The organism is uncultured Brachyspira sp. (assembly GCF_934747485.1).
Lineage (GTDB): Bacteria > Spirochaetota > Brachyspiria > Brachyspirales > Brachyspiraceae > Brachyspira.
This window is the reverse complement of sequence record NZ_CAKVGN010000018.1, coordinates 23,009-42,775: the sequence shown is the minus strand read 5'-3', so window position 1 is coordinate 42,775 and position 19,767 is coordinate 23,009. Positions and strand designations below refer to the sequence as shown.

Below are 19,767 nucleotides of genomic sequence, written 5' to 3'. Positions count from 1 at the left end.
TTTAGTTAATTAAATTATAAGGAATACCTGCTTTTTTTAAACTAAAAAACGTGCAATATGTATGGCTCCTAAACAATTATTAAAATTTGTTTGACTTTAATTTTTATTTTATTATATTATAATTGGAAATAATAAATTGCTTTACAGATGTTTAGCGGTTTTTATTTCAATAATATTGACATAATTTTAATTTTGGATTATACTAATGAGTATGAGAACTAACAGATTGATAAAAATTACAGACAGTCTACAGTCTACAGTCTACAGTCTACAGTCTACAGTCTACAGTCTACAGTCTACAGTCTACAGTCTACAGTCTACAGTCTTAAAAATTTATACTTTACACTTAATGCCTTTTCTTTCGGCATTGCATCAGAAAATAAAAACTATAGCCTAAAATATAGTTTTTTATTTTATAAATTAAATTTATTTTTTATAGGGAGATTTTTATATGAGTAAAAAGATTATTTATTTATTATCTTTACTTATGGCTTTAAGCTTAGTGTTTGTTAGCTGTAAGAAAGCAGGCACTAATCCTATGGGGAACAATAATCCTCCAAGCTTAGATGAGGATAATACAGAGGGTGCAGACAAAGATACAGGTCTTTTTGAAGATTATGAAAAAATAGTTAATGATAAGTACATACTTATAAAAGAGCCTGCAACAAAATCTGGTGAAGATTATGTTAGAAACCCTGTTGTTGTTTCTATGGGTAAAGGCCAGATAATTCTTTTCGCAGAGAAAAGATGGAAAAGTCCCGGTGCAGCTAACGATGTAGGTATAGACGGAGAGCATGTTGTAGATGTAATTTATCATTACAGCAAAGACGGAGGAAAAACTTGGAGCGAAGAAAGATATGTAAATAAAGATAAAAATATTACTACAGATTTTAATAAAGCACATGCAGCTCCTGTAGTATTTAAAAAAGAGAGCAAAATAATTATAGCAGCTACATCAGGATCAGGAATAGCAAGAACATATAACACTGATAAAACACAAAAAATAGACTATATAGTAGGTACATATGATAATAATGGCGGTTTTACTTGGACTGATTGGAAACAAATAACTAATAATAATATTATTACTAATGGAATGGAAATAAACAGTAAAAAATTTAATGCTATAGGAACACAGGCAGGCAGAGGCGTAGTTGATACTACTGATGGCAATTTGTATTTTTCTGTTATAACTTCTTATCAAGGTACTATAAATGATGTGTATGATGCTATGAGTTATACGCCTCTTAAAGGCACTCTAAATAATGATGAAGTAACTTGGGAGATTTTTAGCCAGCCTCAAGGTATTTTTACAACAGTTGATGGCATAACAAGCAGACATAAAGAAGCTAAGCTTATAACTAAAGATAAGTTTATAGTTTCTCCTTATGGCGGCAGTGGTGGTAATAAATTAGCTTTAGGACAAGTAGGTAATGTTAATAATGAAGTTGAAAAATTAGAATCTGGTTTAAATGCTTTCGGATATTTTCTTACAGATAAGTGGTATGGCAAAGAAGGATATGCTATAACAAAAAACACTGATGGCAGTATTGTAGTTACTGAAGGAAGAAGTAAAAAGTACATATTTGCAAGTGCTAAGAGAAATAATGGAGATATGTACTATGCTCTTACAGATGAACAAATAAATCTTCAAGGACAATATTTTGTATTAGACGACACTTTTAGAGATGGCTCTACTCAAATAGGCGGAAGTTTTTCTGTAGATATGCTTGATGACGGCACTATAATTATAGCTAGTGAAGAAGGCAATAACGGCAATGGTGATACCCATTATAGAGTTACAGTCAGAAGATTCTCTCAGAAGTTTCTTGCAGAAAAAACAGGTAATTAATAATTATTTGTGAGTTTAATATATAGAAGGGGTATAATATGTACCCCTTTTATTTCATGTTAATTTATGATGAAAATGAAATATTTTTTTATTTTAATATTTTTTGCAGTATTGAGCTGCAGAACCGATTATATATATTCTGATTTCTATGTGAGAAAGGATAAGGATTGGATGAAGCTTCCTTCGGAGCATAAAGAATTAAATGATAATAATTATCTGATTAGGGGTTCTTATATATCTGAATATAACTCACCTGTCATATCAGAGGCAGGCCAACGTTTATTAATGGTATGTGAAAAGCTTGATCAGCGATGCAGTAATATAATATCTGTAGATGGGAATAATATAGTAAATATTAAAGTGATGATTTCTGATAATGCTAAAGATTTTTCAGAGGAGAAAAATATAGGCGGCAATTCGTCTTTTACGCCTAAAGGTTCTCATGGGTCGCCCGTTGTCTTTACTGCAGGCAGTGATGATGTCATAGTATTGGCTACTGAAGGATCTCCAGGATACGGCGGAGGGAATGCTAATGATATCACAAAATTATCCGTAAGCAGAAGCACTAATCAAGGCAGAACATGGACAAAATGGGCAGATATAGATACAAATGTTTTTGAACCGCTTACAAAAGAAGGGTACAATAGATTCTGTACTTCTGCGGGAAGAGGGCTTATGTTAAGAAACGGCACTTTTGTATGCATGATAGACTATAAGAAAGATACAGACGCTGATTCTAAAGGTACTGCTATGCTTTATTCTAAAGATAAAGGTAATAATTGGGCATTAGGTCCTAAAATGATTTATACAGCAGGTTATCAATTTGCAAGAGTAATGCTTGAAAGAAAAGACGGAAGCTTGCTTATAGCTGCTATGCCTAAAATCCCAAATAATATTTATGATGGGAATGGAAAGTTATATTGGGCATCGGCAGGCAGTCTGCAGGATAATTCTATCAAAGAAGAAAATGTATCAGGGCTTAGCAACAGCAGCGGCGGCAGTATTTCTATGGACAGTATCAAATTTACTGAAAACGGCATGTCTTTTAACGGCTTAGTGTTAATTCATTCTATACCTGATAGAAAGTGGAGAAACCCGAACGGCAGTACAGTTACAGTAAAAAATGCTATGAGTTTATCCATAAGCAAAGATGAAGGCAGAACATGGAGCTTAGTAACCAATGAATTTGGAGTGCCCCCAAATAAAACAAGCTTCAGACAGAGCGTAAAAATATTAAGAGACGGCACTATAGCTGTATGCACTGAGGAAGGAGAAGGTCCTAGTATAAATCCTGCTAGTGATTCTTTCAATATTGTATACAGGAGATTCGGGCTTTCTTATATATCTGATGATAAGTATATATATGAGGGGATGTAATTTATATGTGAGTATTAAATATAATAAAAGTAAAAATTCCAAAATAAAACTATAAAATATAAAGGGTGCGGATTCTGAATAAATTTAAAAAACTAACTTAAAAGATATGAAGTATAATTTTATATTAATAATATTTTAAAATCATGATAAATTTCTAATATATATTCTTATCTATATATACATAAAAAACTACTTAAGAAAAAATATAAAGAAGATAAAATAGTAAAATTACATTATTAAAAAATTTATAATCTAATTCTTATTAATTTAGGGGCTGTCCTAGATAACTAAAAAAGATCCTTTTTTGTTAAATTATATATAATTTCCAACTGTTTTTCAACTTTTGGATTATTAAATCTAAATTGAGATTCTTTAATAAATAAGTGAAAATGTTCTTTTGGTATTCCATTAAATTTGGGAAAAAGTTGAATAAAACAAAAACTTATATAACAAAATATATTTATTTATATATTTAAAAATAATAATAAAAAATCTTCAATAAAATAAAAAAATAATAAAACAAATTTGCATTATGACGATAAAACAAACTGGGATGATATATATTTTTTAATTAGGAGTTAAAAATATGAGAGTTACAGAGCAAGCCCAATATAATAGAGCTATAAGCAGTATTAAAAAAAATTATAGTGAAATGGAAGCATCTCAAACAAGGCTATCTACAGGTCAAAGAGTACAAAGACCACATGAAAATGTTACATCCACAATCAATTCTATTTATTACAGAACAAGAAAATCATCATTAGATAGATATCAAAACAACATAGTAGACGGTAAAGAAAGATTAAGCGTGGCACATGATTCAATGAGTTCTATTACACAAGCCTTAGCAAGAGCAAGAGACTTAGCAGTACAAGGTGCAAACAGCACATATTCTGCAGAAGACAGAGCTAAAATGGCTATGGAAGTAGAAGAAATGATAGAGAGAATATACGATATATCTAAAACTCAAAGCAAAGGAGAGTTTATATTCTCTGGCACAAGTGTAAAAACTGCACCATTTAGAGCATTATACGGACATGATGAAAAAGCAGGACGTTCAATAATTCAAACAGTAATGTATGAAGGTGATGCTAATGCACAAAACAGAGAAATAGAAAATGGTCAATATATAAATGTAGGTACTCCCGGAAACTATGCTTTTTGGGGTACAAATATGGAAATAATATCAACAGTTGATGCAGGCAATTATGTTGCTTCAGAAAACCAAGATATTATGATAGATGATATGGTTATAAACATAAAGCAAGGCGATAATATTGAAGCTATAGTTCAGAGAATAAATGATGCTAATGGAAATGTTAGTGCTACTATAGGAGATTTAAGAGGCGGAGCTAAAGTTATACAATTAAAAACATCTACTCCTCATAAAATACTTTTACAAGATTTAAAAGGCGGCACTGTATTACAAGATATAGGTTTAGTAAGGCAAGGAGCAGGAAACATTCCAGAAAACAATTATGAACCTAGTGCTGTTATTTCCGGTAAATCTTTATTTGAGAGTTTGATATATTTAAGAGATGCTATGCTTAACGATGATGTTAGAGCTATAGGCAGTGAAGCTTTAGGATATATAGATAGTGCTATAGATAATATTACAACTGTTCAGGCTAATGCTTCTTCAAAAGTAACAAGACTCGATATGGGTTACAATAGCTTTGAAGACCAAAAATTTGCAATAGATGAAGCTTTAGCAAAAAATGAAAATATTGATTATGCTGAAGAGATTGTTAATTTCAATATGTGGCAATATGCTCATAATGCAACTTTACAAACTACAGGAAAGTTGTTGGGAAGAACATTATTAGATTATATGAGATAATAAACTATTAAAATAATAATAAACTTAAAGGAAAATATTTAATGCCAGAAATAGAATCTAGAATATTAGGAAAAGTAGAAGTTTCTGATAACAATTTATATCACCTTAACGGAAGCATATTAGCATTTGAGGACTATGATGAGTTTTATTTGCTAAATATGGACGAGGAAGGTACTTTCAAAATACTTCAATCTAAAGATGATAAAAATATATGTTTTATATTGATAGATCCATTTCTGGTATTTAAAGATTATAAGCCAGATGTTCATGATAATGATATAAAATTATTGGAAATTGAAAAAGAAGAAGATATACACTTACTTACAATAGTAACAATACCAAATAACAATTTCAAAGCTATGAGCACTAACTTAATAGCTCCAATAGTTTTTAATATTAGAAATCATAAAGCGAGACAATGTACAGTTATTGGAGATAAATATAATACAAGACATTCTATATTTGCAGAAAACAATGCTGAAAATAATAATAAAAAAGAGGAGAAAAGTTGATATATGCTTGTACTATCTAGAAAAATCAATCAAAGCATTGTTATAGGCGATAACATAGAAATCATGCTTGTTGATATAAGAGGCGATCAAATAAAATTAGGCATCAATGCTCCAAGAGATGTAAAAATATTTAGAAAAGAGGTTTATGAAGAGATAGAAAGCCAAAACTTAGAAGCTTCTAAAACAAATCCAGAACAATTAAATATATTAAGCAGTTTCGTAAAAAACAAATTAGAGAAAAATAAATAATTTCTATAATACAATTCTTTCTAATTCATAATTAATTTTTATATATCGAGAAATAAAATCATTAAAAACTTTTTTATTGCCCGTTGTAAAAAATTTTAAATTTCCGCCGGAAGTATTAATTAAATTATTATCAATAAGATATTTTTTTATAGATAATGCTATTTTTGTACTTGGGTCTATTATATTTTGTATGTTAGTTTTTTTTCTGTTTACAATAGATTTTATATCTTCTAATATAAATGGATAATGTGTGCAAGCAAGAAGTAAAGTATCAGAATTATCATCTATTTTTTTTATATAATCTTCTAAAACTTTAAGCCTATCATCATAACTATACCAATCATTTTCTATCATAGGGCATAATTTTTTACAAGCTACTTGAGTAATTTTTATTTTTTTATTGTAATTAAGTATTTTATCATTATACACATTAGACTGAACCGTAAACTCTGTTGCCATTATAGAGACATTATTGTTTTTAGTATTATCAATAATATCCTCTACCCCATTAGATATTATTTCTATTATAGGTATATTATATTTTTCTTTTAATATATCATAAGAAGAAGCAGTGATAGTATTACAGGCAATAACTGCCATTTTGCAATCTTGCTTTATAAGGAAATCTAATATTTTTATAGATAACTGAGTTATTTCTTCTTTAGATTTATCTCCATATGGTATATTATAATTATCACCAAGATATATATAATTTTCATTAGGAAGAACATTTAACAATTTTTTTAAAACGCTTATACCGCCAAATCCAGAATCAAAAACAGCTATAGCTTTAGACAATACATTCATTAAATAAATCCAAATAAATTTTTGATATTATATATAGTATACTATAAAAGTCAAATATATTGTGATATATAGTTTTTATTTTGTATAAAGATACTTGTATATATGTGTAAAATATTGTATAATGTTTCCAAAATAAAAGAGGAGGATTTCATGAACGGAAGTATCATAGAAGCCTTACAAATAATGCTTATAGGTGTGGGCGTAGTAGTATTGTTCTTGATAATATTAGTTTATGTTATGAAACTAGTAAGTGCTATTATTGCACAAGTAAATAAAATTATGCCTCAAAAAGAGGAAGAACAAACTGCATTACCTGTTCAATCTGTGAGTAATGACAAAATGGTTGCTATAGCTATAGCTTTAGCACATGTTCATAGTAATAAAAAGTAATGGACAAGTATAAGGAGAAAATAATATGGCAAAAAAAGAAGTAAAATTTATGGTAACAGCATTTAGGGACGGATTTCAATCTGTTTACGGTGCGAGAGTATTATCCAAAGACTTTATGCCGGCTGTAGAAGCATTTGTAAAAGCTGGCGTTAAATATTTTGAATCTGGCGGCGGTGCAACTTTCCAAAGTGCATTTTTCTACAACAATGAAAACGCTTTTGATGTAATGGACACTTTCAGAAAAACTGTTGGACCAGATGTTAATCTACAAACTTTAGCAAGAGGAGTTAATGTTGTTGGTTTGGAATCTCAGCCTAGAGATATGATTAAACTTCATGCTCAGCTTTTCAAAAAACATGGTATTACAACTATTAGAAATTTCGATGCATTAAACGATGTAAACAACTTAATTTACAGCGGTCAATGTATTAAAGAAGCAGGTTTAAAACACCAAGTATGTGTTACTATGATGGCTCTTCCTCCAGGCTGTGAAGGTGCTCATGATGCTGCTTTCTACGGAAAAGTATTAACTCAAATTAAAGACAATGTAGATTTTGACTCTGTATGTTTCAAAGATGCTTCTGGTACTACTACTCCTCAGGTAGTTTATGATACTATTAAAGAAGCAAGAAAGATTTTAGGTAAAGATGTACATATACAAATGCATAGTCATGAAACTGCTGGTATTGGTGCTATACAATATAAAGCTGCTTTAGATGCTGGTGCTGATTGTATAGACGTTTCTTTAGCTCCTGTATCTGGCGGTACTTGTTCTACAGATTTAATAGTTATGTGGCATGCTTTAAGAGGCACTGATTTCTATTTTGATATTGATATAGACAAAATTAGAGAGGCTGAAGAAGTATTCAAAGAATGTATGAAAGATTACTTCCTTCCACCTGAAAGTAGAACTGTTGAGCCTATGATTCCATTTGCTCCAATGCCTGGCGGTGCGTTAACAGCTAACACTCAAATGATGAGAGATATTAATGTAATGAACCGTTTCCCTGAAGTTATTAAAGCTATGACTGAAGTAGTTAAAAAAGGCGGTTTCGGTACTTCTGTAACTCCTGTATCTCAGTTCTATTTCCAACAAGCATTTAACAATGTAATGCAAGGCGATTGGAAAAAGATTGCTGACGGTTATGGAAAAATGGTATTAGGTTATTTTGGTAAGACTCCTTCTACACCAGACCCAGAAATAGTAAAAATAGCTAGCGAACAATTAGGTTTACAGCCTACTACAGAGCTTGCTATGGATATAGATGACAGAAATCCTAAAAAAGGAAGAAAAGCTGCTGAACAAGCATTAAAAGATGCTGGTATAACAGACCTTTCTGATGAAAACGTATTTATAGCTGCTGCTTGTAAAGAAAAAGGTATACAATTCCTTAAAGGTGAAGCTAAACTTGGTATTAGAAAGAATGCTGGTGCTTCTTCTGAGGGTGTTAAAGCTACAAGCAATGAAGTTACTATTACTGTTGGCGGTTCAAGCTATGGAGTAAAAATAGAAAATGGTAAAGCTATAGTTGATGGTATAAGCTATGATTATACTATTAAAGATGGTATATCTGCTGCTCAATCTGCTGCTCCTGCTTCATCAAGCGGTTCTGCTACTCCTGTTACAGCTGGTTTGCCTGGTACAGTATTAAAAATAGTTGCTCCTGTTGGCACACAAGTTAAAGATGGTTCTACTATATTAGTTGTAGAGGCTATGAAGATGGAAGTTGAAATTAAATCTTCTGCTAATGGAGTTGTAAAAGAGTTAAAAGTTAAACCGGGTGATGCGGTAGTTGCTGGTCAGGAATTGGCTATTGTTGGATAATAGATGCTTGTTTTAAGGAGTGAAAAAGAATGAAAAGAATATTTTTAATATTTACACTTGTCTTGATGACGGCATCTGTAGTTTTAGCACAAGAAAATGAAGAATATAAACCTATTGATATAAAAGAATCGCTTATCTCTTTAGCTAGAAACACTGCTTTTGGAGGACTTTTCCCTAGAACTGAAAAAGAAATAGCTGAAGCTCAGGCAAAAGCTGAAAAAAGTAAACAAGAAAAGTATCAAACAAAACTTAATGATATTAAAGTAAAATCTGCTCCACTATGGCAGAACATTATCATGATTTGTGTAGGATTGCTTTTAGTATATCTTGCTATAGCTAAAGGTTTTGAACCGCTTCTTCTTATCCCTATAGGTATGGGAGGAATTTTGGCTAATATTCCTATTGCCAATATTGCGGCTTTACCTGTAGTAGAGATTATGAATGGCATACCTGTTACTATAAGCAGCGGCGGTTTCTTGGGTCAAATATACACTTTTGGTATTGAATCAGGATTATTCCCATTGTTCATATTTATCGGTGTTGGTGCTATGACAGACTTCGGTCCGCTTATTGCTAACCCTAAAACTGCTTTATTAGGTGCTGCTGCTCAAATAGGTATATTCGGTACTTTACTTGGCGCTATGATAATATCTACATACATACCAGTAATTTCTTTCTCATTGAAAGATGCTGCTTCAATAGGTATTATCGGAGGTGCTGACGGCCCTACAGCTATATTTACAGCTTCAAGACTTTCACCTCATTTGTTGGGTGCTATTGCGGTTGCTGCTTATTCATATATGGCTTTAGTACCTATAATACAGCCTCCTATTATGAAATGGCTAACTACTGAAAATGAAAGAAAAATTGAAATGAAACAGTTACGCCCTGTTAGTAAAAGAGAAAAAATCATTTTCCCTCTTACTGTTATAATACTTGTTGCTTTATTATTGCCAGATGCTGCTCCTTTAATTGGTGCTTTGATGTTTGGTAATTTAATAAAAGAATCTGGTGTTACTGAAAGACTTTCTAAAACTGCCCAAAATGAGTTAATTAACATAGTTACAATAATGTTAGGTTTATCTGTTGGTAGTAAATTAGCTGCTGATAAATTCTTACGTTTTGAAACATTGGGTATATTAGTATTAGGTTTAGTAGCATTCTCAATGGGTACAGCAGGCGGCGTACTTCTTGCTAAATTTATGAACTTATTCAGCAAAGACAAAATCAATCCTCTTATCGGAGCTGCTGGAGTATCAGCTGTTCCTATGGCTGCAAGAGTTGCTAACAAAGTTGGACAGGAATCTAACCCTCACAACTTCCTACTTATGCATGCTATGGGTCCTAATGTTTCAGGAGTAATTGGTTCTGCTGTTGCTGCCGGTGTACTGCTTGCTATATTAGGTTAATAAAAATTGAAAAGGAGTTAAAAAATTATGACTACAATATTAAAAAGATATAATACTGCTAGAGCTTATTTAATTAATGATGCTTCTATAGTAAAAAAATTATCACTTGCTTTAGTTTTTGCTGTTGCTTTAGCTATCGCTTCACAAATAAAAATATATTTACCATTTACACCTGTACCTATTAATTTTGCTACTTTTGCTGTATGTGCTAGTGCTTTAACACTTGGCGGTTTCTGGGCTTTTGTTTCTGTTGCTTTATTTATATTAGCTGGTTCTATGGGACTTCCTTCTACAATAGCTCCAAATGCTTTAGGTGCTACTACTGGTTATTTAGTAGGTTATGCTTTATGTGCTTTAATATTAGGTAAATATACTGAGAAAAATAATGCTGTAAACTTTGTAAAAACTTCTATAATATTATTCGTATCACAAATTGCTATAATACATATTTGCGGTATGATAGGTTTATACATTTGGTCTGCAAATGTTGCAACTCCATACACTTTAACAGAAGTTATAATGAAAGGAAGTGTTCCATTTATTCTTGGTGATTGTGTGAAAGCTATTGCTCTTTCTTCATTAATGACTGTAGTACTAAAAAACAAATAATACAATATTATTATTAATACAAAAAAAGGAGGTTCATTTTTTGAGCTTCCTTTTTTATTGTAAATATCATATCTATTAAAATTACACACTTGAAAAATAATATATTTGTTATATTATATACTACAACTTTTATTTTAGGATAATTATTGATGGCAAGTAAATTAGATGAAAATAGAATAAAACAAGGTGTAGGCGGACAAGCTGTAATAGAAGGCATTATGCTTAGAAATAAAACTCATTATGTTGTAGCTGTTAGAAAGCCTAATAAAAAAATAGATTTTATAAAACATAAGATAGAAGCTAATACAAACAAATTAAGTAAAATGTTTTTCTTTAGAGGTATTGTTAACTTTGTGGATATGATGAAACTTGGTTATAAGACTTTGGTTTTTTCTGCTAATACTGCTGGACTTGAAGAAGAAAAAAAAGAACTATCCAAAGAAGAAAACAGCAAAAAAGAAAGTGCAGCTATGACTTTAAGTATGTTGGTTTCCTTAGCTTTTGCGGTTGGACTTTTTATAGCATTGCCGTATTTCATTACAACTCTCATAGGTATAAATGAAAAAGAACATGTTATATTATTCAATCTTACAAGAGGTGTTATAAAATTAGCTATATTTATTGGATATTTACTTATAATTTCTCTATTTAGCGATGTGAGAAGAGTATTTGAATATCATGGTGCTGAGCATATGGTTGTTAATGCTTATGAACACGGGCTTAATCCTGATATAAACAATATAAGAGATTATACAACTATACACCCAAGATGCGGCACTACTTTTATGTTTTTGGTTTTAACTGTTTCAATACTTCTTTATATGTTTACAAGCTATTTTGTATATTCTTATATTTATGCTTCATATACCCCGCCGAAAATTTTAGGAAATCTCACAGTATTAGCTATGAATATAATTTTACTTCCTATAGTATCAGGAATATCTTATGAATTATTAAAATTGGGTTTTATATTTTATAATTTTCCATTGATGAGACTTGCAATATTACCCGGCCTATTGCTTCAAAAAATCACTACTAAAAGACCAAAAGATGATGAGTTGGAAGTTGCTTTATTTGCTTTGAATAAATTATTAGATGATTCAGTAGGAGAAAGAAGCGAAGAGGAAGTAAAAGCTGATATTGAAAAGGAAAATAAATCTGAGTTATGCGTATAAAAAAACGTTTAATAGTAAATGATGATTATTATGAATATTCAGCAAGCTATATAAAAAAATATATTTTAATAGCTTTCATAATAATTGCTGTAATATCATCTATATATTTATTTATATATATTAATTATAATATTGTTCCTGATAAATCTTTTGCCAAAAATAATATTCCTACTATTGAAAATGGTAATATTATGAATAAGAGAGGCACATATTATACTGGAACTTTTACTAATATTCCAAAATCTATAGCAATTAATGATAACATGAGAGAGACTGTTTATATGTGTCTATTTCATGATAACAATATAATATTGTGGAAATTGTATAAATATGGCATGAGAAGATATTTCTCATATAATGCATTTAATATATTAGACGGAGATTCTCAAGGTTTTATAATAAAAGAAGATAAAAAAAACTTTTTGGATTTCTATGATAATTTTATAAGAAGCCAATTCAAAAAAACAGAAGGGGCTTTTAATTTAGAAATACCTAATTTTGAAAATACAAAAATCAATTTAGAAACATCTATAAATAATTTAATAGATAGCGAATTAACTTTTAAATTTACAAACTTTCATGCTTCTATGATAAATTGGAAAGGCAATAGAGCATTATATAATGCATTTTATTTTGGTATTCCTAAAGGATATTTAACAGTACCCGGTAGTGATAATACTATAGATGAAAGAAGTTCTATTTTGATTTTTAATACTGTAGGAAGAATTCCATCAAGATATACTCATAATATTATAATGGCATTAGTATACTCTTCATACAGCACAAAACCAATACCTATACTTATATATGATAGTAAGCCGGAATCTCAAAATTCTAAAATCATAAAAATATTATATAAAAATAAATGGTATGTATATAATAATTTTATATCTCATCAATATAAAGACACCATAGATTTTTATTCTAAAGAATTAGGTTTTAGCTTGGTATTTAATCTAACAGGAAAAGAAAATAAAGACTCATTTGGAAATGTCATTAAAATGGATAACACCATATCTTTAGGTGTTCTAAATGGATATTTAACTATTAATGATGAACAATTAAATATTAATGGCAATGCTGTAAAAGAGTCTATGCATAGTGTATTTTGATATAATTTTTAAAGCAAATAAAAAGGCATATATTGTTATTCTAATATATGCCTTTTTTATATTTTAAGTATGTATATAAATTTTATTCTTTATTTAATTCTTTACCAGTAGAAGCATATCTTTGTAATTGTACAGCAGCAGCTTTAGGATTTTTCACAACGCAAGGACCGCCAACACATCCACCATTACAAGCCATAACCTCAACCAAATTCGGAGTATCATCACTAACAGGTGTCTCTCCAGATTGTACTTTACCATAAGCTCTTAATTGCTTCATACCCTCTTTATCAAGACCATTAATAACAGTAGCCTTTAATTTCTCAGGGTGTTTTAATCTTATTTTAACAGCCTCAGCAACTCCGCCGCTCATAGCATATTTTCTTCCAGAAGCAGTAGGAATCTCTCCTATATCTAATTCAGGCTCTTTAGAAACATCTGTACCTGTAGCTATAAATAAAGCATCAAGCTCTTCCATAGATAAACAATAATCTACTAAATCATCATCAATACTTTCTCTTCTTTTAGCAAGACAAGGCCCTATAAACACATTAACAGCATCAGGGTCGTCTTTGTGCATCATTTCGGCAGTGTAATGCATAGGAGTTTTAGTTTCAGATACGCAAGGCACCAATTCCGGAACATGTTTTCTAACAGCCTTAACATAAGCAGGACAGCAAGAAGTAGTCATTAATTTATCGCCTCTCTCCATTCTCTCTTCAAACTCAGCTGCCTCTCTGTCAGAAGTAACATCAGCACCTAAAGCTACCTCCCATACCTTATGAAATCCTATTTTTAATAAAGCACTTTTTAATTGACCCGGCTTAGCATTAAACTGAGAAGCTATAGCAGGAGCATACATTACATTAACTTTTTTATCTTTTTTCAAATGTTTAAGTACGTCTAAAAGCTGCCCCTTATCCATCATAGCACTGAAAGGACACTCTCTCATACAGTTACCGCAGAATATACATTTATGATAATCTATTACCTCTTTTCCCTGTTCATTCTTATTAATAGCACCAACAGGACAAGATTCTTCACAAGGAACAGGTATGTAAATAATAGCATGATAAGGACAGTTTTTTAAACATAATCCGCAGTTAATACATTTATCACTATCTATATAAGCCCTCTTCTCATCTAATATAGTAATAGCATTCTTCGGACAATTCATTTTACAAGGTCTCGCTAAACAGGCCTGACAAGCATCTGTAACCATAAAATTAGCCCTAACACAAGCATTACAAGCCTCATCCAATACTGTAAGCATAGGCCAAGTAGGTTTCTCTCTTTCTAATGCCAATTTAGCATATTCAGACAAAGGTATACCGCTATCTTCTTTACCCTCAACACTTATACCGAGTCTTGCCATAATCCTATTTTTTATTATCTCTCTATCATGATGAATACAGCATCTTATTGATTTACTATCTCTTGGTATTATTTCTATAGGCATTCTATCAATTTCCTCTATTAGCCTATCTTCTATAAAAAGCGTAGTTATTCTCACTAAGATGTCTTTTTTTAATTGAGCTGCATTATTATTAATATTCATATACACTCCAATTATATATTTTTGTACAATTATAACTTAAATAACTATTTTTTCAAGTTTAAACTCAATTATTAGTACAAAATAAGTATAAAAACAAACAAATAATAGAACAATTATAACAAATAATATAGAAATCACAAAATATAAAAAAATAATAGCTTTACAAGAACATAAAACAAAAATATAACTACTAAACTATCACTTAATAATTTTTTATTAAACTTCTTGACAACTAATATAAAAATAACTATATTTATTTATATGCTTTTAAAGGCAAATAATTTTATTGTTAAAGGAGTTTTTATGCTTATAGGCTGTCCTAAAGAAGTAAAAAATCAAGAATATAGAGTTGGTTTAACACCATCAAATGTTGCAGATTATATTAGTAACGGACATAAGGTAATTATAGAAAAGGGGGCTGGAGAAGGTTCTGGATTTGCTGATGATGAATATGTAAAAGCTGGAGCCGAGATAGCTGATAAAAAAAGAGTATTTGAAGCAGACATGATAATAAAAGTAAAAGAACCTATAGAAAGTGAATATGAATATTTTAGAGAAAATCAGATACTTTATACATATTTGCATTTGGCAGCAGACAAACCTTTAACTGATATGCTTTTAAAAAAGAAGATAAAATCTGTTGCTTATGAGACAATGAAAGATAATTTAAATCAATTACCTTGTTTAGCACCTATGAGCGGTATTGCTGGAAGGTTATCTATACAAGAAGCTGCTAAATATCTCGAAAAGAAATTTGGAGGCGAAGGAATTTTAATGGGAGGAGTTCCGGGGGTACAAAAGGCAAATGTTGTTATACTTGGAGCCGGAGTTGTGGGACTTAATGCTGCACAAATAGCTATGGGAATGGGGGCTAATGTATCTATTACAGATGTTAATCTCACAAGATTGGCTTATATAGATCAGTTATTTAATATGAGAATAAATACATATTTTAGTGCTCCTTCTACTTTAGAAAATTTATTTAAGAGTGCTGATGTTGTTATAGGAAGTGTATTGATACCGGGAGCAAAAGCACCTAAACTTTTAAGAAAAGAGCATTTAAAAATGATGAAAAAAGGTGCTGTAATAGTTGATGTAGCAATAGACCAAGGAGGCTGTTTTGAAACCTCTAAACCTACTACACATGATGAGCCTATATTTATATTAGATGATGTTGTTCATTATTGTGTTACTAATATGCCAGGAGCTGTACCAAGAACTTCTACAATAGCATTAACCAATGCAACAACATATTATGGAGTAATGTTAGCAAATCAAGGTTTGGAGGAAGTTTGTAAAAACAATAACACTCTTCTTACAGGATTAAACACTTATGATGGAAAATGTACTTTCAAAGGTGTAGCTGATGCATTTGGCTTGGAATATGTTGAACCGCTAAAAGCATTAAAATAATAATATAAATTATAAAAAAGCAGGGAATATAAAAAATCTCTGCTTTTTTATTTTATTAACAACTGCCAAAAAAAATTTATATATCAATTTGCAATTGTGAGGTTGTAAAATTATTTTATCAAAGCCTTTTCAATATCTATATTAAAGTTTTTGTCTAATGGATATATAGGTCTTGGAACTTTATTAAAAGGAAGGTCTTCTAATATTTCACAGCTTGCTCCTTTAGAAGCTGCCATTATAGCTCTTTTGCTGCTAGGCTTAAAACAATCTTCCAAATAGCCTAATTTCAATATTACTATATCACATTTATATTCATCAATGCCTATAGAATGAAGAAGTTCATTATCTCCAAATCCTATATGCTTTGAAGTTATTACTATAAATATGTTTTGATATTTTACTAATGCTATTTTTGACTTATATGTTCCATAACATTCATTAAGCTTTATAACTTTCACATTAAGCTTTACAGTTCCTTTGCTTATATTATCAAATTTACCTCCAAGTTCTATATCCACATCAGCATTTTCTCCCGCCTCAAAACATTTCTCGCATGATACAGGGTCAAAGAAACCAGAATATAATATATCTTTATTATACTGCTTTACTAAATCATTTTTTAATAAATCGTTAATAAAGTCTACACTGTCGCCTGCAGCACCTGCTGTAGGGTTATCTCCAGAATCTGATAAATATAAAGGTCTTTCTTTTGCATTAATTGCAATATTTATAGCTTCAGTATTGCTGTATGTTTCAACATGGAATTTAAAATCTTCTTTTCTATTCCAAAATTCAGCTGCAAGTTTTTTAGCACATTGATTAGCTATATTCTTATCATCTGCAACCACTAAAGCAGTAACTCCTGCATCCTTAGAATCAGCCCAAGGAAAGCCCAATAAATAGCTCGCAGCCAATATATTAGGGTTTTCTTCTTCTTTTTTTAATAAATTAATCATGCTTGTCATAGGCTCAACGCTTGTTTCGCTTTTCTCACCAGCTATTAGTATAGGTATCTTATAAGCTGACATATAAACATTTTTTCCAGATTCCAAATAACAATGAGTTAAATAAGCAGCATGAGCACCAGTTTCATAAGTATCAATATGAGGAGCTGTTTTATATCCCACATATCCGTTACAGTTTTCAGTCATATCTTTTGTTATAGTGGCATGCATATCAAGAGAAGCAAATATAGGAACATCTTTAAAAATCTCTTTTAAGCTTTTTAATAAATCTCCTTCAGCATCTCCAATCTCTTGAACTCTCATAGAACCATGCAAACTCAATGATATAGCATCAATTTCCCCTATCTCTTTCATTCTCTCTATCATTTCATTTTTTATTTTCAAATAAAACTCTTTAGAAACTACACCATTAGGAACAGCCCTCGCAAATACTGTAGGTATAACATCATAACCATAGCTTTTCAACTTTTCATATAAACCCTTAGCAGAATTGTATGTATCCCCTACTTTGCTTTCAAATTCCTTTCCTCTCAAAACTACAAATTCATTTTCACCTGTTATAATAGGGTTGAAAGTATTAGATTCATGATTCATTCCGCCCACAGCAATTTTATATTTTTTACTCATTTATGTTTCTCCTAATTATTAATGTTATAATAGACTCATTTCAAAACTACTTGAGAAAATTATAGTTTTATAATTGTTTTTCACAATGAGTTATTTTATTATCATAAGAACTTACTCTGCAAAGCTTTAAAGGATTTATTTCTGCCGTAAAAGACTAATTCTTTGCAAAGCTCTATAAATACTAAAATAAAAAACATTATAAATATTTCTTTATTTACTTTTGAAACAAGTCTACTAAATTATATTTTTTATGTTTATATATTATTATTCTTTCAACGCTCCCTCTCCAAAACCTTTTATAAGCTGCTGATGGAATATCAAATAAAATATTATCATAGGAATTATAGAAATAACCAAAGCAGCAAATTGCATACCATATTCAACATTTAATCTTCCTGCAAAATTATTTAAAGCTACAGGCAAACTTCTTTTATCATTTCCTGTTGTTAAAATAAATACAAACATAAACTCGTTCCAGTGTCTTAAAAATGATAGTATCACCATAGTAGCTGCAACAGGTTTTGAACATGGAAATATGATTTTAAAAAATATTTGAAAATAATTAGCTCCGTCGATTAAAGATGCCTCTATTAAAGCATCGGGTATACTCTTCACATAAGAATATGCTATCAATACACTCATAGGCAAATCAAATGCTATATACGGCAGTATTACACCTATTCTTGTATCTATAATACCTATTCTGCTTTCCATTAAAAACAAAGGCACTATAACAGCATGCACAGTTATTAACAAACCTCCTGTAAAAGCACCATAGAAAAATCCATTGCTTTTATATGGAAATTTAGTAAGCCCAAAAGCCGCCGCCATTGCTAATATCAAAGTACATACCGTTGCAATTGAAGTATAGAATATACTGTTAAATATGCTTATTCCCATATTCCCAATTTCCCAAGCATTTACATAATTGGAAATTGTTGGTTTTGAAGGCAATGATAATGGAGAAGCTAATATCTCTGCATGCGGCTTGAATGATGAATATAATAGCCATATTATAGGAAATATTGTTATTATAGTAAAAGCTATCATTATAACATAAGCAGGTATTTTCCAAGTTAATGGAGCATCATTTATTTTATTTTTTCTTTTTTCCATTTTTTAATACTCCTTAGTCTTCATATCTTTTTAGAAGCAGCTTAGAAATTGCTATAACAATAACACTAAATAACACCATCACTATAGATATGGCAGCACCAAATCCATAATTTTGATAGACGAAAGTATTATTATACATATAAATACCAATAACTTCAGTATAATGTGCAGGTCCTCCGCCTGTCATAGCGTATATTAAATCAAAACTTTTAAAGCTTCCAGATATAGCAAATATACTATTAATGAATATAACGCCAGCAAGCTGCGGAGCTACAACTTTTAAAAATATATCAGTTTCTTTTGCTCCGTCTATAACAGCTGCCTCTATAATGGCATTTGGTATTCTTTGCAAATTTGCTAAAAAGATAACCATATATAAACTTGTATGCTGCCATAATAATACAAAAAGTATAGGTATAATAGCCCAGTTTTTATTTTCAAATATTTTCACAACATATTCAGGATTTCCTGTTATTTTTCTTACTATATAAGGGAATATTCCTATAGGCGAAAATATTCTAAACCACATCAAAGCTACTATGATAGATGATATAGTTATAGGCAAAAATATCATTATTTCAAATATCTTACTGCCTTTCACCATCTTTCTATGGAGCATATAAGCCAAAATAAGTCCTAAAGGAATTTGACCGCACACAGATATAAGCATTATCCATAAGTTATTTTTTATACCCATTAGAAATATAGGATCTTTAAACATACGTATATAATTGTCAAAACCTATAAAATTTAAAGGTCCATAGCCTTTCCAGTTGGTGAATCCCAATACAAAACTCATTCCAACCGGAAACACTATAATAAGCAAATATATTAGTAAAGCAGGTCCTACAAATCCCGCATGGGCGATTCTTTTCTCTCTGCTATTAATCATAATTTAATCCGTAAAATTAATTATTATTATTTTTTATAATAT

General features: G+C 30.4%; 17 protein-coding genes and 1 pseudogene. 12 read left to right on the top strand and 6 right to left on the bottom strand.

The features are described 5' to 3' along the window. Positions 1–451: 451 nt before the first annotated feature. A complete protein-coding gene (locus Q0H31_RS05055) occupies positions 452–1,852 on the top strand; it encodes a sialidase family protein (RefSeq protein WP_295296149.1) in 1,401 nt (466 codons plus the stop codon). Positions 1,853–1,918: 66 nt separating this feature from the next. Beyond that, positions 1,919–3,229 carry a sialidase family protein gene (locus Q0H31_RS05050; RefSeq protein WP_295296148.1) on the top strand — a complete coding sequence of 437 codons (1,311 nt, stop codon included), beginning with the start codon at positions 1,919–1,921 and terminating at the stop codon, positions 3,227–3,229. Between the two features lie 287 nt (positions 3,230–3,516). On the opposite strand, the pseudogene Q0H31_RS05045 reads toward Q0H31_RS05050, so the two are convergent. Next, a pseudogene (locus tag Q0H31_RS05045) lies at positions 3,517–3,645 on the bottom strand (IS1595 family transposase); the annotation flags it as partial. 170 nt (positions 3,646–3,815) lie between these two features. Between Q0H31_RS05045 and Q0H31_RS05040 the strand changes: the two are divergent. From Q0H31_RS05040 to csrA, 3 genes are read left to right on the top strand one after another with little or no spacing between them, the layout of a single operon-like run. Beyond that, positions 3,816–5,069: a flagellar hook-associated protein 3 gene (locus tag Q0H31_RS05040; RefSeq protein ID WP_295296147.1), complete on the top strand. Its 1,254-nt coding sequence runs from the start codon at positions 3,816–3,818 to the stop codon at positions 5,067–5,069. A 41-nt stretch (positions 5,070–5,110) separates the two neighbouring features. Beyond that, positions 5,111–5,581 (top strand): flagellar assembly protein FliW, encoded by a 471-nt coding sequence (fliW, locus tag Q0H31_RS05035; RefSeq protein ID WP_295296146.1) that lies wholly within the window; start codon positions 5,111–5,113, stop codon positions 5,579–5,581. Between the two features lie 3 nt (positions 5,582–5,584). After that, complete coding sequence (gene csrA, locus Q0H31_RS05030) at positions 5,585–5,830, top strand: carbon storage regulator CsrA (protein WP_014933220.1); 246 nt, start codon at positions 5,585–5,587, stop codon at positions 5,828–5,830. Between the two features lie 3 nt (positions 5,831–5,833). Here the strand turns inward: csrA and murI are convergent, their stop codons facing one another. After that, the gene (murI, locus tag Q0H31_RS05025; RefSeq protein WP_295296145.1) at positions 5,834–6,637 is read right to left on the bottom strand and encodes a glutamate racemase; all 804 of its coding nucleotides are present in this window, start codon (positions 6,635–6,637) and stop codon (positions 5,834–5,836) included. A 150-nt stretch (positions 6,638–6,787) separates the two neighbouring features. Here murI and Q0H31_RS05020 point away from each other — a divergent pair, with 150 nt between their 5' ends. From Q0H31_RS05020 to Q0H31_RS04995, 6 genes are all read left to right on the top strand, one after another. Beyond that, entirely contained in the window at positions 6,788–7,027 is a 240-nt protein-coding gene (locus Q0H31_RS05020) for an OadG family transporter subunit (RefSeq protein WP_295296144.1), read from the top strand. A 25-nt stretch (positions 7,028–7,052) separates the two neighbouring features. Further along, positions 7,053–8,852, top strand: coding sequence for a biotin/lipoyl-containing protein (locus tag Q0H31_RS05015; RefSeq protein ID WP_295296143.1), 1,800 nt, complete (start codon positions 7,053–7,055; stop codon positions 8,850–8,852). A gap of 29 nt (positions 8,853–8,881) precedes the next feature. Beyond that, entirely contained in the window at positions 8,882–10,261 is a 1,380-nt protein-coding gene (locus tag Q0H31_RS05010) for a sodium ion-translocating decarboxylase subunit beta (RefSeq protein ID WP_295296142.1), read from the top strand. Positions 10,262–10,288: 27 nt separating this feature from the next. Next, the gene (locus Q0H31_RS05005; protein WP_295296141.1) at positions 10,289–10,870 is read left to right on the top strand and encodes a biotin transporter BioY; all 582 of its coding nucleotides are present in this window, start codon (positions 10,289–10,291) and stop codon (positions 10,868–10,870) included. Positions 10,871–11,019: 149 nt separating this feature from the next. Next, positions 11,020–12,045 carry a DUF1385 domain-containing protein gene (locus Q0H31_RS05000; RefSeq protein WP_295296140.1) on the top strand — a complete coding sequence of 342 codons (1,026 nt, stop codon included), beginning with the start codon at positions 11,020–11,022 and terminating at the stop codon, positions 12,043–12,045. Beyond that, positions 12,036–13,157, top strand: coding sequence for a hypothetical protein (locus Q0H31_RS04995; RefSeq protein ID WP_295296139.1), 1,122 nt, complete (start codon positions 12,036–12,038; stop codon positions 13,155–13,157). Before Q0H31_RS05000 ends, Q0H31_RS04995 begins: the two co-directional genes overlap by 10 nt. 82 nt (positions 13,158–13,239) lie before the next feature. On the opposite strand, the gene Q0H31_RS04990 is transcribed toward Q0H31_RS04995, so the two are convergent. Beyond that, a complete protein-coding gene (locus tag Q0H31_RS04990; RefSeq protein WP_295296138.1) occupies positions 13,240–14,712 on the bottom strand; it encodes a 4Fe-4S dicluster domain-containing protein in 1,473 nt (490 codons plus the stop codon). A gap of 303 nt (positions 14,713–15,015) precedes the next feature. Between Q0H31_RS04990 and ald the strand changes: the two genes are divergently transcribed. Beyond that, positions 15,016–16,125, top strand: coding sequence for an alanine dehydrogenase (gene ald / locus Q0H31_RS04985; RefSeq protein ID WP_295296137.1), 1,110 nt, complete (start codon positions 15,016–15,018; stop codon positions 16,123–16,125). Between the two features lie 110 nt (positions 16,126–16,235). Here the strand turns inward: ald and Q0H31_RS04980 are convergent, their stop codons facing one another. The 3 genes from Q0H31_RS04980 to Q0H31_RS04970 all read right to left on the bottom strand — a co-directional run bounded on the left by Q0H31_RS04980 (position 16,236) and on the right by Q0H31_RS04970 (position 19,725). Further along, complete coding sequence (locus Q0H31_RS04980; RefSeq protein ID WP_295296136.1) at positions 16,236–17,717, bottom strand: M81 family metallopeptidase; 1,482 nt, start codon at positions 17,715–17,717, stop codon at positions 16,236–16,238. Between the two features lie 264 nt (positions 17,718–17,981). Then, positions 17,982–18,833: a carbohydrate ABC transporter permease gene (locus Q0H31_RS04975; protein ID WP_295296135.1), complete on the bottom strand. Its 852-nt coding sequence runs from the start codon at positions 18,831–18,833 to the stop codon at positions 17,982–17,984. 13 nt (positions 18,834–18,846) lie between these two features. Next, positions 18,847–19,725, bottom strand: coding sequence for a carbohydrate ABC transporter permease (locus Q0H31_RS04970; RefSeq protein ID WP_295296134.1), 879 nt, complete (start codon positions 19,723–19,725; stop codon positions 18,847–18,849). Between the last annotated feature and the right edge of the window lie 42 nt (positions 19,726–19,767).

What these genes read in the sequence shown, in the direction of transcription:
- Q0H31_RS05040 (WP_295296147.1), top strand. Translation starts at nt 3,816, where the DNA reads ATGAGAGTTACAGAGCAAGCCCAATATAATAGAGCTATAAGCAGTATT.
- Q0H31_RS05005 (WP_295296141.1), top strand. Translation starts at nt 10,289, where the DNA reads ATGACTACAATATTAAAAAGATATAATACTGCTAGAGCTTATTTAATT.
- Q0H31_RS04995 (WP_295296139.1), top strand. Translation starts at nt 12,036, where the DNA reads ATGCGTATAAAAAAACGTTTAATAGTAAATGATGATTATTATGAATAT.
- ald (WP_295296137.1), top strand. Translation starts at nt 15,016, where the DNA reads ATGCTTATAGGCTGTCCTAAAGAAGTAAAAAATCAAGAATATAGAGTT.
- Q0H31_RS05020 (WP_295296144.1), top strand. Translation starts at nt 6,788, where the DNA reads ATGAACGGAAGTATCATAGAAGCCTTACAAATAATGCTTATAGGTGTG.
- Q0H31_RS04980 (WP_295296136.1), bottom strand. Translation starts at nt 17,717, where the DNA reads ATGAGTAAAAAATATAAAATTGCTGTGGGCGGAATGAATCATGAATCT.
- Q0H31_RS04990 (WP_295296138.1), bottom strand. Translation starts at nt 14,712, where the DNA reads ATGAATATTAATAATAATGCAGCTCAATTAAAAAAAGACATCTTAGTG.
- fliW (WP_295296146.1), top strand. Translation starts at nt 5,111, where the DNA reads ATGCCAGAAATAGAATCTAGAATATTAGGAAAAGTAGAAGTTTCTGAT.
- Q0H31_RS05015 (WP_295296143.1), top strand. Translation starts at nt 7,053, where the DNA reads ATGGCAAAAAAAGAAGTAAAATTTATGGTAACAGCATTTAGGGACGGA.
- Q0H31_RS05050 (WP_295296148.1), top strand. Translation starts at nt 1,919, where the DNA reads ATGATGAAAATGAAATATTTTTTTATTTTAATATTTTTTGCAGTATTG.
- Q0H31_RS05000 (WP_295296140.1), top strand. Translation starts at nt 11,020, where the DNA reads ATGGCAAGTAAATTAGATGAAAATAGAATAAAACAAGGTGTAGGCGGA.
- csrA (WP_014933220.1), top strand. Translation starts at nt 5,585, where the DNA reads ATGCTTGTACTATCTAGAAAAATCAATCAAAGCATTGTTATAGGCGAT.
- Q0H31_RS04975 (WP_295296135.1), bottom strand. Translation starts at nt 18,833, where the DNA reads ATGGAAAAAAGAAAAAATAAAATAAATGATGCTCCATTAACTTGGAAA.
- Q0H31_RS04970 (WP_295296134.1), bottom strand. Translation starts at nt 19,725, where the DNA reads ATGATTAATAGCAGAGAGAAAAGAATCGCCCATGCGGGATTTGTAGGA.
- Q0H31_RS05010 (WP_295296142.1), top strand. Translation starts at nt 8,882, where the DNA reads ATGAAAAGAATATTTTTAATATTTACACTTGTCTTGATGACGGCATCT.
- murI (WP_295296145.1), bottom strand. Translation starts at nt 6,637, where the DNA reads ATGAATGTATTGTCTAAAGCTATAGCTGTTTTTGATTCTGGATTTGGC.
- Q0H31_RS05055 (WP_295296149.1), top strand. Translation starts at nt 452, where the DNA reads ATGAGTAAAAAGATTATTTATTTATTATCTTTACTTATGGCTTTAAGC.